Source organism: Firmicutes bacterium HGW-Firmicutes-1, from assembly GCA_002841625.1.
Lineage (GTDB): Bacteria > Bacillota > Clostridia > Lachnospirales > Vallitaleaceae > HGW-1.
In genome coordinates this window covers 260,287-275,258 of the sequence record PHAG01000008.1, presented here as the reverse complement: position 1 = coordinate 275,258, position 14,972 = coordinate 260,287, and the positions used below count along the sequence as shown (strand labels likewise).

General features: G+C 34.4%; 8 protein-coding genes. 2 read left to right on the top strand and 6 right to left on the bottom strand.

Annotated elements, in window-relative coordinates:
• Nucleotides 1-31 precede the first annotated feature (31 nt).
• Together CVU84_10955 and CVU84_10950 are read right to left on the bottom strand one after the other, a co-directional pair.
• Entirely contained in the window at nt 32-1,300 is a 1,269-nt protein-coding gene (locus CVU84_10955; GenBank protein PKM94575.1) for a hypothetical protein, read from the bottom strand.
• A 340-nt stretch (nt 1,301-1,640) separates the two neighbouring features.
• Nucleotides 1,641-5,156: a hypothetical protein gene (locus CVU84_10950; protein PKM94574.1), complete on the bottom strand. Its 3,516-nt coding sequence runs from the start codon at nt 5,154-5,156 to the stop codon at nt 1,641-1,643.
• Nucleotides 5,157-5,423: 267 nt separating this feature from the next.
• On the opposite strand from CVU84_10950, the gene CVU84_10945 reads away from it, so the two are divergent.
• Nucleotides 5,424-5,642: a hypothetical protein gene (locus CVU84_10945; protein ID PKM94573.1), complete on the top strand. Its 219-nt coding sequence runs from the start codon at nt 5,424-5,426 to the stop codon at nt 5,640-5,642.
• Between the two features lie 272 nt (nt 5,643-5,914).
• Here CVU84_10945 and CVU84_10940 read toward each other — a convergent pair whose 3' ends face one another.
• Entirely contained in the window at nt 5,915-7,234 is a 1,320-nt protein-coding gene (locus tag CVU84_10940) for a replication-associated recombination protein RarA (GenBank protein ID PKM94572.1), read from the bottom strand.
• 267 nt (nt 7,235-7,501) lie between these two features.
• Here CVU84_10940 and CVU84_10935 point away from each other — a divergent pair, with 267 nt between their 5' ends.
• Nucleotides 7,502-10,774, top strand: a complete 3,273-nt coding sequence (locus CVU84_10935) for a helicase (GenBank protein ID PKM94571.1) — start codon at nt 7,502-7,504, stop codon at nt 10,772-10,774.
• A 149-nt stretch (nt 10,775-10,923) separates the two neighbouring features.
• On the opposite strand, the gene CVU84_10930 is transcribed toward CVU84_10935, so the two are convergent.
• The 3 genes from CVU84_10930 to ytvI all read right to left on the bottom strand — a co-directional run bounded on the left by CVU84_10930 (nt 10,924) and on the right by ytvI (nt 14,824).
• On the bottom strand, nt 10,924-11,379 hold the full coding sequence (locus CVU84_10930) for a hypothetical protein (protein PKM94570.1): 456 nt from the start codon (nt 11,377-11,379) through the stop codon (nt 10,924-10,926).
• Nucleotides 11,380-11,444: 65 nt separating this feature from the next.
• Nucleotides 11,445-13,520, bottom strand: coding sequence for a thioredoxin domain-containing protein (locus CVU84_10925; GenBank protein ID PKM94569.1), 2,076 nt, complete (start codon nt 13,518-13,520; stop codon nt 11,445-11,447).
• Nucleotides 13,521-13,750: 230 nt separating this feature from the next.
• Nucleotides 13,751-14,824, bottom strand: coding sequence for a sporulation integral membrane protein YtvI (ytvI, locus tag CVU84_10920; protein PKM94568.1), 1,074 nt, complete (start codon nt 14,822-14,824; stop codon nt 13,751-13,753).
• Nucleotides 14,825-14,972: the final 148 nt, after the last annotated feature.

Below are 14,972 nucleotides of genomic sequence, written 5' to 3'. Positions count from 1 at the left end.
TAGTATCGGTTTGGAATAAAAATAATATGCTCTATTGATATGTTTCTTGTATATGTTTCTTTTCATCTATCGCTGTTTGATTTTCTGGTTCAATCTCGATCGCCTTATCAAACATACGGATGGCTTCGCTATATTTTCCCATTTCTTCGTAGGTCAAGCCCTTTAAAATATACGGGTCAGCAAAATCCTTTGTTAAGCTAATCACTCTATCAAATGACGCTAGCGCTTTATCATACGCTTTCATTGCTTGATAGGTCATCCCTAGCTCCATGAAAATATTAGGGTCATCCCCTACTACTTCTAAGTATTTACTAAAACTAGTGATTGCATCTTCGTACTGTCCTATTTTTCGAAATACCTTCCCCTTACCTTTATATCCTTCCATTTGACCATAATCTGTAGCAAAGGTATAATCAAATATCGCTTCTGCATAATTTCCACTATTAAAATATACAGTACCACGTTGAAAATACGCTTCTGAATACCCTGGCCAAATCGATATTGCAGTTGAATATACTTTAATTGCTTCCTCTGGATTATCAAGTGCACTTAAAATCTGTCCTTTGATAATATAACTCTGCGGAATATTTCGATCAATTTTTAAGGCAGTTGATATATCTGACATTGCAAGATCTAATTCTCCTTGAATTAAATACACATTTGCTCGATTACTATAGGCATATGCAAAGCTCTCATCGACCTCTAAGGCTTTGTTAAAATAACTTAAGGCTTCCTCATATCTTAGTAAATCTTTCAGCACCATTCCCTTAGCATTGTATACACCTGGATCCTCAATACCTATAGCTATTGCTTTATCATACCATTCTAAGGCTTCATCTTTTTCTCCAAGAATACTTTTTAACGTTCCCATATTTAAATAGGTAAGCATTAAACTGTCCTTTGATTCAAATTTGCTCTTTAACTCTAATGCTTTATTCAAATCTTCCCCAGCAGCATTGTTATAACCTAAAGCTAGGTTCACATATCCTCTATTCCCGTAAGCTTCAGGACTTTTTGGATCAAGCTCAATTGCTTTATCTAAATCCTTCATTGCAAAATCATTCTCACCAACTTCATGGTAAGCCATTCCTCTATTTGTATAAAAATCCGAATAATCCGGGTAGCTTTCTATCGCCTTTGTATAGCTTTCAATTGCCCCATTATAATCCTTAGAAGCATAGAGTAGATATGCTTCCTCGTTCAATTTTTCTTTATCTGAAAGCTTACAACTTACAAAGACAAGTGTACAAGCCAATAAAAACAATGTAATTCCTACCTTTTTCATGGTTTTTTCCTCCATTTCGTATCAATCCATTATAGATCATTTTACAAATATATACAACAACCAAGAGATTCTTATGTGTTGTATATAAAAAGATGTTGGATAAACCCAACATCTCAGGTTATTGACAATTTAATTAATTATCAATTAACGAAACAGAGATAAAAGCATTTTTTCTTCTAGATGAATACCAAAGGCAGTAAGTGTTCATTTTTCGCTTGACCGACCGAAGGGTAAGGCCAGAAAAATGAACACTTACTGCCAATAATGAGTACACACCTATCAGAAAAAATGCTTTTGTCGACAGCCTAAGATGTTGAATAAACCCAACATCTTTTTTTAACTTACTTATTTATATCTATCCTTTTAACCCTTCAAAGGTACCTAATAAATTTAACGCCCCATATCCCCATTCTCTATTTGGATAAATAATATTGTCCCTCCTCGTAGCACCTCTAATTAAATAAGTCAATACTTTTTCCGTATACATATTCCTATCATTTCCTAATACAATACCCCATTCAAGTAATAATGCTCCCGCACCAGCTGTTATTGCTGCGCTGACACTTGTTCCAGTCATAGTACCAAAACGGTTACCTGGCAATGGTCCAATAACATTTACACCAGGTGCTACCAAATCCGGCTTCAATTCCACATCTCTAGTTAAGCCTCTTCCTGACGAAAGATATAAGCTCCCACTTTGATGATTATAGGCTCCTGTAGTTATAAGTCCAATTGAGGTTGATGGAAATGTAACTGTTATATATGGATCAGGCATTAAAAAAACAGTTTCTTCTTTAATAAAGCCTTCTCTTGGCAACCAAACGTCTACTCTGCCATCTACAATCAAATCTCCAAATATCGTGATAGTCCATATACCTTCCGTAGGTTTCTCCATTCTCACAATAATATGTTGATCTCCAGTTCTTTCTTCAAATAATTGATATTCTACATAAATAGTAGTCTCCTCAAGAACTAATTTGATATCTTGCGCTTGCTGTAATCTTGCAGGAATTTTATCAATGTATTCTCCTGTTGGAGATGTAATTGCAATGGACATTTTATCTGGAGCATGATTCCAAATGCTTAAAATAAAACCTTCTTCATCCTTAGCAACGTTGATTTCAACATTCTTACTCGCTTCATTAGGTAAAAAGAAATTATAATAATGATGACCCTTATTGGCTTCATTTCCAGCTGCAACTGTAACAACATTTCCACGTCTTTTTGCTACATTTAGCAAAAAGGTTTCCGTCATTGAACTACCATCATGAGAACTATTGTTACTACCAAGCCCTATTATTATAGAAATAGGTCTTCCTAGCTCTTTACTTTTCTCTGCCAGATACTTAACACCAAGAATTAAATCTGTGCTTTGATAAATATCTTGCTCTTGATTGTTAATAATGTAATAGTCCATTAAACATTGCTTTGCTTGTTTTAATTTAACAACAATTAAGTCAGCATCTGGAGCAGCACCAATAAAATCAGCTTGTTGATCCTCTCTTCCAGCTGCAGCACCTGCTAAAAAGGTACCATGCCCAGATGTATCCGTAGATGGAACAACTTCAAGCGGATTGCTGGAGGCTAAGGCTCTATTGATATCTTCACTTGAATATTCTGTACCATATTCAAAATTTTCAGGTGGGTTCCCTTGAATTGTCTGATCCCATAAATACATAATTTTGGTTGTATTGTCTTCATAGGTAAACACTTTATGTGTATAGTCAATACCGGAGTCGACAATCCCTATTAAAGTGTTTTGCCCTCTGAGTGGCACATATGGTTGCGTATGAAATGTTAGAATACCTGAACTGCTTAAAGCAGATTTTCCATATGGACCAATTAATGCAGGAAACAAGCTTCTATATCCAAAGCCTTCACTTTGTATTTGCTCAGCACAATCCTCAACTTTAATATGTAATATTGCAAACTGATCATCGATAATTTGAATACAATCTGGATCATAACGATTTATAATTTCATCTAATGTATCTGTATATTCAATAATTAAATCGATATAATCCGATGAAATGATGGCTTCCTTACAATTTTCACCTATCGTTGTAATCGTCGAAGCATCTACCTGATTATTCGTATTTTCTAGCTCATTTATTGAGACTGTATTTGTTGAGATAACAGCACTTACACCATTTTCAAAAACATTTTCCAAGCACAAGGAACCATATCCCCAATCAGGATTAGGATAACTTCTAAGGCTTTCATCTCTTCTAGCACTTTTTTGCAGAAAAGCTTTTACCTTCTCTCCATATAAAAATGGATCATTCCCCTGAACAATACCCCATTGCATTAAAAGTGCCGATGCACCTGTAACAAATGGTGTGGCCATACTTGTGCCTGTTTTGGTATCATAACCTCCTCCTGGTACAGCAGACATAATGTCAACTGCAGGTGCTACAAGATTAGGCTTAATCAGGTTGATTTCCCGCGTATATCCTCTTCCTGAAAAACTTGCAATACTATTGATCCCCTGGTTATACCCTCCAACAGTAATGACGTTGGTTGCTGTTGATGGCACTGTTAATGTTGTTCTTGTTTCTGGTTGTAAGAAACGTGTATATAGATTAAGTGTTGAAGCCGTTGGCAACCATAAGTTATAAGTACCTCTTACAATTTTCACTCCTTGTATATTAATCTTCCAGGTCCCCTCCGCTATAAATTCCTGGTTGGGAATAAGTTGAAAATAGATTTCTTGATCATTATTGTAGGGCGATGGTTCCCCAAAGAAAACCGCCACCTGTGTCTGCATCAAATTAAATTGCTGTGTGCCTAATAAAGGTTTAATGAATCCAGATTTTTGCCCATTAGGTGCTTCTACCTCAATTAAGAAATCATCACTGTAGGATTTCCATAACTGAATATATACATCCTTTTCCGAATTTGATACGGCAATTTCCACTACTTGCGTTTCATCTTCTTCTATCGTATTTTCGTAATGATGTGCTGCTGCACCTTCATTTCCTGCTCCGATTACAATTACATTCTTCCATACATTGCTCATATCGTCGATAAAAGTTTCTAGCAGAGAACTCCCATCATGAGAACCATAATTATTTCCGTAGCTAATGTTTATTGCTACCGGCTTATTAAGAGCTTGTGCTGTATTCACAACATAAGCAATGCCCTTCATTAACTCAGTGGTTTTTACAAAGGGTTGGGCACCAGTTTCACTTAATTGCACAATAATAAATTCACTCTCATATGCAACACCTCTGTATTGCCCATTGCTTCCTCGTCCGTTACCACCAGCAATTCCAGCAACATGAGTACCATGTCCTATGACATCAATAGTTGGAACAATTGCCAATGCCTCTGTTTCTGTCGGTTGTCTTAATGCTTCATTGATTTGTTCTCTCGTATACTCTATGCTTGGATTATCAAGGTTAAGCGCATCATTGATTTTCAAAATACTAACAATTCGAGTTGTTCCATCTTCATTGATAAAGTCTGGATGTCTATAGTCAATGCCCGAATCAATAATACCTAACAATACTCCTTCTCCCGATAAATTTGGAAATCCAATTTGAACAGGAGTAATACAAGCAGCCCTTTTACTTTCCTGTAACTCAAAGGCTAATTGTTTTGGTTTTTCTATAAATTCAATTTGACTATAGTTTGCAAGCTTACTTATGTTTTGTTCAGGTACTACTACGATTGCATATTGGTTTGTAAGCCTGTCTATTGATATTACATCATCTTGTATAACAGATAAATCACCATTGTATTTAACAATAATCTCCCAAGTGTTTGTTACTTCATTAAACCCCGTAGATAAGAAATCAGATTTCTCTCGTTCATTCACAGGTAAGCTTAAGGATAAATTTAATTGATTTCCAATTTTTTGGTTAGTCATATTTCCTCGACTTTTTCTTTTACTTTCTATATTTTTATGCTTTGATGGATGGAATAATAAATAAAAAAAATTTTTTTTGAATTGTATATTTTTTCTTTTATTGCCAATAATAATTGTATATTACTATTACTAACTATCCTCCCAATAAGTAATATATCCTTTGAAAAAGTCTATGGTTCCCCGTCCATAGACTTTTTTATATTGACATTATGAGGTGATATCTATAGAATTAAGGGAAATAAAGAGATATTTTGAGGTGATATGTATATGTCAAAAACAAAAATCAAACGATTTTCTGCTATACTTTTAATTGTATTTATTGTTTTTATTTTTGGCCTTTCTATTTACTTTGCTATTGTAGGTAATTTGGGTGCTTCGCTTTCTGCATTAGGTTTTAATGCGTTTTTTTCAGTTATGCTTTTCTTTTTACTGAAATTTCATCGTTATGTAAAGGCAGATGTTGGGCAAGGGAATGATGAGGAATGATTCTCGATTAGAACTGTCATTTGCTTTGTCTGTGGTGTGCGCAAAGATGACACTGTTATAAACTGAAGAGATTTATAGTATGAAGTAAATATGAGGATATGTACGTACATTTTTCTGGCCTTACCCTGCGGCCGGTCTGGCGAAAAATGTACGTACATATCCTCATATTATATTTTATTATCGACTCTTCAGTTCATAACAGTGCATCTTTTTTGAGATTCTCGAAACATAGTCTTATAAAAGTGTATTGGGAAATACATACCAAGAGGACTTTATTCGTTCTTTTTGATAAATTCTAACCAGGTTTTTAGTTTTTTTTCATAGCCTTGATCGGATAAAATGTAGTATTGCTTGTCTTTTAGTTCGTCTGGTAAGTACTGTTGTTTTATGTAATGATTATTATAGTTATGGGCATACTTATAACCAATACCACTGCCTAATTGTTTTGCAGAACTGTAATGGGCATCTTTTAAATGGGGGGGGATGCTTAAGATTTGAATGTTTTTTACGTCCTCCATTGCTTGATCGATTGAAGTTATGGCAGCATTGCTCTTAGGTGCGCATGCTACATATGCAGCTGCCTGGGCTAGGACTATTCTTCCTTCTGGTAATCCGATAAAGTCTACTGCAGAGGCTGCTGATACTGCTAATTGTAATGCTCTTGGGTCAGCATTTCCTACATCTTCTGAGGCGCAGATAACAATTCTTCTTGCGATAAATTTCGGGTCTTCTCCTGCATAGATCATTCGTGCAAGGTAATAGATTGCTGCATCTGGATCAGAGCCCCTCATGCTTTTGATAAAGGCAGAAATAACATCATAATGATTGTCTCCATCTTTATCGTATTTAATGGCTCTTTTTTGGATACATTCTTCTGCAACCTCGACAGTAATTGTAATTTCTCCATTTTCATCTGCTTTGGTAGTTAATACGCCTAGTTCTATTGCATTTAGGGCTGCTCGTGCATCTCCATCAGCAATGTCTGCCAAAAAATGAAGGGCTTCATCTGTTATTTTTGCATTGTATTTTTTTAAGCCTTTTGTTTCGTTTAAAGCTCTTGTAATTAAAATTTTAATGGCTTCTATATCTAAGGGATTTAGTTGAAATATTCTAGAACGAGATACTAGTGCTCTGTTTACCTCAAAATAAGGATTTTCTGTAGTTGCACCTATTAATATAATTGTACCATCCTCTACATGAGGAAGGAGAGCATCTTGTTGCGCTTTGTTAAACCTATGAATTTCATCAATAAATAGAATGGTTCGCTTCATAGACATTCCCAAGGTTTCTTTTGCTTGCTCCACTACAATCTGAATATCCTTTTTTCCGGCAATAGTAGCATTTAGTTGAACAAAAGAGGACTTGGTTGTATTTGCAATGACACGAGCTAAAGTGGTTTTACCAGTTCCAGGAGGTCCATAAAATATAATTGATCCTAACTGATCTGCTTTAATAGCTCGGTATAAAAGCTTGTCTTTTCCTACTATATGCTCTTGACCCACTACCTCTTCAATAGACTCTGGGCGCATCCTTGCAGCTAGCGGCGCTTCCTTCTCTAATGTTCTCTCTCGAACCATATCAAATATATCCATAGCATTTCCTCACTTATGTTCAAACTCAATTTTTCTCATTATACCATAAAAAACAAATATTTGTAGTTTGCTTTTTATGATAAAAAACTTTATAATGATGATAGCTTTTTAGAATGTAATGTCAATGTTACAAAACCTCCGCATTTGCTACGGTTTCGTAACCCCAAATAGTAGCGAAGCTACTATAAGCCAAAATGCAAGCTTCACTTGCACATCGATGGGGCCCCCACCCCCACCGATGTTGGAATTAGTTCCCCCACTTAAGAAATGAAGGACTTCTTCCATTCGGTTGAATTAATAAATATGAAAAAGGTGATTTTCATGATTAATCTTTCTCTTAATGATATAAGAAAAACAACAAATGACCTATCCTTTAAACGTGGTGTTCAATATTATCACAATGGACAGGTACAAGATTTAGAACCAAACGCCAATACAATATCATCTACCGTTTTAGGTAGTCAACTGTATAATGTATTGGTTGGCTTTGACGATTATTCAGGTAATCTTTCTCGTATGGAATGTACCTGCCCTTCCCATACAAATTACTCAGGGGCATGTAAACACATCGTAGCTACACTACTAGAAATCCTTTATTCTAAAGAAAAAATCAACTTATCCATTGATAAGCTTTCTCACCAAAACATTATCAATGCGTTTTCTAACGCTTTGACAGATAGTGTTTCACCTAATGTGACTAAACAGCCCGTTTATTTGGACATTATCATAGAACCAATGAAGGAGAGCATTACAGCCACAAGCCTAAGAATTGGAACTGATAAGTTCTATATCGTAAAGGACATTACCAAATTATTATCTGCGATTCATGATCGTACCTCTATAAACTTTGGTAAAAGTTTTACCTTTGACCCTAAAATTCATTACTTTGATCCAACCGCTAAGCTTATACTTGACCTCATAAAAGAATACTTTGATACCTATTCTTTTTTGAAGTCAAATCCTTATGAGAGTAAAAACATACAGCTTTTTAATAATTTTCTCTTTCCAGATGTTACAATGAAAAGATTATTTAATATCTTAAAGAATAAATCCTTTTCCTTAAAATATCGCGGGATAACCTATACCTCTGAAATCACTTCTCATCTTCCAACTATGAACTTTAATGTAACACAGGATGAGAATAATATTACTGTAAAATTGGCTGAGTCCTACGACTATTTTCCAATTACCAGGGATCTTGAATACATCTTCTTTGAAGATCAGATATATCGTCTTGATAACAAGGAAAGAAGGTTTTTTTCTGTTGTTACTCAACAGTTTAATAATAGTCTAAGATCAATTATCCTTCATGTATCCTACAAACAGAAGTTAGTTTCTTCAATTTTACCTGTTCTTAAAAAATTAGGCACTGTCAAAATGGATGAAACCATGTCCTCAAATTTGCTTTATGAAGATTGTGTTCCACATATTTACTTAGATAAATATAAAAACACCATTAAAGGGACCTTATCCTTCTTTTATGGGGATTATAAAGTTGGTATCTATCCACCAAGTCAGCCATCACTTCCAGAGGATTTTATTATTGTTCACAATGTAGAAAAAGAAGGAGAGATTTACACTCTACTTTCAGATGCCTCTTGTAATGTAGATCCTTCAGAAGAATTTTTTACGATTAGAGATGAAGATAGATTATTTAAGTTTATATATACTTATTTACCAAAACTACAAGAAATTGCAAGAATATATTATGCCGCTGAGTTTAAGAATTTACAAATTAGAATCCCTAGTACAGTTAGTGCTGGCGTACGATTGAACGAAAATTCAAATATGCTTGAGTTTTCCTTTAACATTGAAGGTATTGATAGAAAGGAACTACCTCAAATCCTTAAATCCATCCAAGAAAAGAAAAAATATTACCGATTGAAGGATGGAAGCTTCTTACAACTTGAAGACTCTGCTGAATTGACTGACATGGCAGATATCATGAAGCAATTAAATTTAAAAAACAAAGATTTATCTAAAGAGGTTATTGAAATACCGAAATATAGAGCAATTTATGTTGATACATTAATGAAGGATTCGCTCATTTACGATTATGTAAAAAACAATGCCTTTGAAAAACTAGTGCAAGATATCAAGGACCCTTCCACAGAATTATTCGAACTACCTGATTCCTTGAAAGCAACTTTAAGAAATTATCAAAAGCTAGGCTTTCAATGGTTAAAGGTGTTAAGTCATTATGGCTTCGGTGGTATTTTGGCCGATGATATGGGTCTTGGAAAAACCTTGCAAGCAATCACCCTATTAAAATCCATTGATCCCTCAAAACAATCTTTGGTTATTGCACCTACTTCACTCGTATATAATTGGGAGGATGAAATCAATAAGTTTGCTCCCGACTTAAAAGTTTGTGTTATTTCAGGTGACAAGAAAATTAGAGCGCAAGCCTTTGAAGATATTAAAAATAGTCAGGTAATTATCACCTCCTATGGTCTATTAAAAAGAGATCTTGAGACTTATATGGATTATAACTTTGAATTTTGTTTTATAGATGAAGCACAGCATATCAAAAATCCCAATTCCTTGAATGCCAAATCCGTAAAATTAATTAAAGCAAGTACTAGAATTGCACTTACTGGCACACCAATAGAAAATTCTTTATCAGAGCTCTGGTCAATATTTGATTTCATTATGCCTGGCTACTTATATTCTCATTCTAAGTTTATCAATAACTATGAGAAGCCTATCATTAAAGGTGAGGACGACATGGCTCTAATGAAACTTACAACTCAAATTAAGCCGTTCATTCTTAGAAGACTAAAATCTGATGTATTAAAAGAATTACCTCCAAAGATTGAAACCAAAATGACCACAGAATTATTAGACAAACAAAAAAAATTATATATCGCATATCTTGAAAAGGTTAAAGGAGAAGTAAAGAACGAAATCACATCAAATGGATTTCAAAAGAGCACAATAAAAATACTCTCTGCTTTAACTAGATTACGTCAAATCTGTTGTCATCCTGCACTATTTGCAGATAACTACACCGGTGATAGCGCTAAGCTTGAATTACTAGAAGAGCTTGTAGTTGATGCAATAGAAAGTGGGCATAGAATATTAATTTTCTCACAATTTACAAGCATGCTTAAATTGATTCAACCAGTTCTAGAAAAAAATATGCTCACTTATTTTTATTTAGATGGAGCTACAAATGCAAAAACCCGACGAGATATGGTGAATGACTTTAACGCCGGACAAATGGATATTTTTCTAATTTCTCTAAAGGCTGGTGGTACTGGACTAAACCTTACAGGGGCAGATATGGTTATTCATTATGATCCATGGTGGAACCCTGCAACTGAAGATCAAGCAACAGATAGAGCATATAGAATAGGTCAAGATAAACCAGTCCAAGTAATTCGACTCATTACCGCAGGAACCATTGAAGAAAAGATTTATAAGCTACAACAAAAGAAAAAATCATTAATTGATTCTGTTATTCATCCAGGTGAGACTTTGATTAATAAGCTTAGTGAAGATGAGGTAATGGAGTTGTTAGAACTGAAAGAAGAATGATAGTTACGGACTAACTTTTTAAAAAATAGAATTGAATTTTCATTGTTTCATAAGTTCTTAGTGATAATAAAACAGGAAAGTCTACCCATATGAAGAGACTTTCCTGTTATTATAGTTACTTGCTTTTTTATGTTTTTATATTTGATCTTTTACATTGCTTCCAATAATTTCTCTAATACTGCTAAATGCTTTTCTTCTTCTTGAATAATTGTATTGATCATACCTTTTGTTTCAGTAAGTGCATATTTATCTAGATATTTATAATAATCAATAGATTTTTTTTCTGTGAGAATTGCTTCAGCTACAGCCTCTTCAACTGACATCACTTTTGTTTCTTCTCTATCAAAAGCGGCACTTACTGCATATTCTTTAAAGTAAGCAGTTACTTCCTCTTCAAACAAATAATCTAAACCTGGTTTTTCCTTAGCTTCATGATATAAGGATTGAAAATATTTACCATGTTTCACTTCATCTAACGCTAATCTTTCAAAGGTCTCTTTAATATCACCCTTTGCTTTCTGTGCATATTTTTCATAAAATTTCTGGCCTTCTTCTTCTAAGTGAACTGCTAATTGCAGTACTTCATATAAAGTTGCATTTTCCATAAATCATACCTCCTATTTTTATCCATATAGTCTTAATAATATTATATACTATTTAATAATTACTATCAATTCATTAATTCATTTAATTCATTTAAATTAAAAATAGGTTTATGACAGGTAAAATTCTCGCAAATATAGGCGGTAGCTTTTTCATCAATGGCAATTTGCTTGCTCGCAAAATCATTAATACCCTCTAACTTCCCGTTTCCGTCATTCAGAAGTATGGTAGCAAAAGGCAAATACCTCATATGAATACTATTTATCATTTCTTTTAGTAGCTTATCCTCTCTGTTGCCAGCTAAAACAATCTCTTTCGTTGTATGAACTGCATACATTCTTGCACATAACATCATTGTATACGCCATTGGTGCTTCCTTGAGTTTACTACTAAAATATTTTAATACTTGATTTGCCTTTTCCTCATACATTTCATTCCCAGTAAGCTTAGAGAGCATGAGCAATGTATAAGTAGCAACAGAATTTCCTGATGGTAATGCGCCATCATATATTTCCTTTGGACGCGCAATCAATTGTTCTGAGTCCTTCCCATATAAAAAGAACCCAGCTGCTTTCTCATCATCAAAAAATACAATCATATCCTCTGTAAGCTTGATTGCCTTTTGTAAATATTGAGGTTCTAATACAGCCTGATAGAGCTCAATATATGACCAAATCAAAAATGCATAATCCTCTAAAAAAGCAAGATTCTTTGCTTCACCATCTCTATATCTTGAAAGCAAACGTCCATCTTCTCTAATAAGCTTTTCTTCAATAAATTGAATCGCTTTTTGTGCATGTTCTATATAAACCGAATTGTTCATTATTTTACCAGAGGAAGCCATCGCAGCTATCATTAGTCCGTTCCAAGCAGTTAATATTTTGTCGTCTTTATAGGGATGTATTCTTTCCTTACGCACCTCAAAAAGCTTCTGACTTAAATTAGATAAATGTTCTTTCAAAGCAGAATCAGCTTCAATTGTAGCTAGGCTTGCATCAATCAGATTCGGAATGTTTTCCTCTTCAAAATTACCTTTACGGGTTATATCGTAATATTTACAATATAGATTTCCATCCTCATCTCCTAAAATATCAACTATTTCTTCTTTTGACCAAATATAAAATTTACCTTCCACGCCTTCTGAATCTGCATCTTCTGCACAATAAAAGCCACCCTCTGGGGATGTCATATCTCTTATAACATATGCAATAATCTTTTCTGCAATCTCTTTATATATGGGCTTTTGGGTTGCTTGATACGCTTCATTATAGGCCATTAAAAGTAGCGCATTGTCATATAACATTTTTTCAAAATGGGGTGCTAGCCACCTTCTATCTGTAGAATATCTCGAGAAACCAAAGCCGATATGATCAAATATTCCACCTTTGTATATTTGGATAAGAGTTTTTTCTACCATATTAAGGGCCTCTTGGTTGTTGGTGGTTTTAAAATATCTCAATAAGAATAATAGATTATGAGGTGTTGGAAATTTGGGTGCCTGCCCAAAACCCCCGTATTTATCATCAAAACTTTTCTTAAAATAGTTATATGCTTGATGAAAAATTTGCTCATCAAGTTCCTCCTCTGCATCATCCTCTGCATTTGACATTTGATTGATCATGTAAACCATTTTCTCAGCTGAATCTTCTACTTCCTCTCGATCTTCATCCCACTTTTGATAAATTCCTTGTAGAATATCTATAAAACCTCTCATACCATGACGAGATTTCTTTGGAAAATAGGTGCCTGCATAGAAAGGCTTCTTATCTGAAGTTAAGAAAACAGATAACGGCCATCCTCCTGAACCTGTCGTTGCTTGACAAAAGCTCATGTAGATTTGGTCTATATCTGGTCTTTCCTCTCGATCTACTTTAATGCTGATGTATTTATTGTTAAGAACCTTTGCTACGTCCTCGTCTTCGAAGGACTCACGTTCCATGACATGACACCAATGGCAGGTCGAGTAACCGATGGAGAGGAAGACTGCTTTGTCTTCTGATGTTGCTTTCTCAAAGGCTTCATCTGACCAAGGATACCAATTAACTGGGTTGTGGGCGTGTTGAAGGAGATAGGGTGATTTTTCGTGAATGAGGTGGTTGGTGTACTGTTTTTTTGAATCACTATCTTTTTCTTGTATATTCATAATCTGCCTCCATAATAAAAATGATTAATGATATTGTTACCATTTTCATCCTGAATATTTAAATCAAGTCTTTTCTCAAGGATCTTTTTTATTATACCTTTGGATTAACATCATCCATCGTATAGATTAAACTCCATTAAATAAAAATGGTTAATCCTATTATAACCAAACTCCTAGGATTAACCAAACAGCTGTAATACCTACATCACCACTAAGAGCAGGTGAACCATTTATTTTAGAATATGAATGGTTCCCTTATCATTGAGATTTTTCAAAAGAGATAGTGTAATAGGAAGACCTAGTAATCCAAGTACTCCAAAAAGCTGAACACCTATAAATAGCGCCATTAACGTTACCAAAGGATGCAGCCCCATCTGGCCTCCCACAATTTTAGGTTCTAATATATTACGAACAATAATGATAACAAGATAAACAATTAGGAGACCTACCGCCAAGGAATAATCTCGCTGAATAACCGTTACAATTATCCATGGAATCATAATGCCTCCTGTACCTAATACTGGAAGAATATCAAAAATCGAAATCATGAGTGCAATTAAAATGGCTCTTTCCACTCCCAAGATACTTAGACCAATGGATAGTTCCACAAAAGTAATACTCATAATTAGGGCATAGGATGCGATTAATTTAAACAAGGTATGCACCACATAATTCTTAATTTCAATAACTAAATGCTTATGCTTCTCCTTTAATTGACATAGAAGAAAGCCGGTTATCCTATCATAGTCAATTACCAGAAACAAGGTAGAAATAACGGTAAAAAGTATTCTGATCAACATTCCTGGCAGTAAGGAGGCAATGCTAGAGATCCCACCTATCACTTGCATAGATAAACCGGAAATCTTTTCACCCAGAGATTGTACTAGATTTAAAGACATTTCTTTCACAGTTAAAATCTGTGATGCATCCAACTTGGCAATGTAGACTTCAATAGAACTCACTATCTGCATTATTGATGGCATAATCTCATACTCATATAAAACCGGAAGTAGTAAAAACAACTCCTTTACCGTAGCAAATAGTTTTATTCCGATTAAGGACAATAAAATACCCACCAAGGCATAAAAAAGGACAACCAAAAAAATTCCTGCTACAACTTTATTTATCCTGCACTTTTTTGTCAAAAAGGTCATCGGTTTCTTAAGAATAAATGCTATAACAAATGCTATTACAAATGGAGAAATGAATGGCAAGGCATACCTTAACAGTACAAATACAATACCACCTATAATAAAGCAGTAAACAAAATTAATTATAAAACTTCTTCGCTTTTCCACATCCATATTTTTCTCCCTCAATAATCAAAGAATAATAATACATACGTAATAAATTTACACAGAAATCGCAATACTTACTGGTATATTGTGAATCCCAATTGCGACTGTAATGGATATCGCATAGAGGGTTCCTTGAGTGTAGATACATGTAGTG

Coding starts and splice junctions, on each gene's coding strand:
- CVU84_10955 (PKM94575.1), bottom strand. CDS start 1,300: ATGGAGGAAAAAACCATGAAAAAGGTAGGAATTACATTGTTTTTATTG.
- CVU84_10950 (PKM94574.1), bottom strand. CDS start 5,156: ATGACTAACCAAAAAATTGGAAATCAATTAAATTTATCCTTAAGCTTA.
- CVU84_10945 (PKM94573.1), top strand. CDS start 5,424: ATGTCAAAAACAAAAATCAAACGATTTTCTGCTATACTTTTAATTGTA.
- CVU84_10940 (PKM94572.1), bottom strand. CDS start 7,234: ATGGATATATTTGATATGGTTCGAGAGAGAACATTAGAGAAGGAAGCG.
- CVU84_10935 (PKM94571.1), top strand. CDS start 7,502: ATGAAGGACTTCTTCCATTCGGTTGAATTAATAAATATGAAAAAGGTG.
- CVU84_10930 (PKM94570.1), bottom strand. CDS start 11,379: ATGGAAAATGCAACTTTATATGAAGTACTGCAATTAGCAGTTCACTTA.
- CVU84_10925 (PKM94569.1), bottom strand. CDS start 13,520: ATGAATATACAAGAAAAAGATAGTGATTCAAAAAAACAGTACACCAAC.
- ytvI (PKM94568.1), bottom strand. CDS start 14,824: ATGGATGTGGAAAAGCGAAGAAGTTTTATAATTAATTTTGTTTACTGC.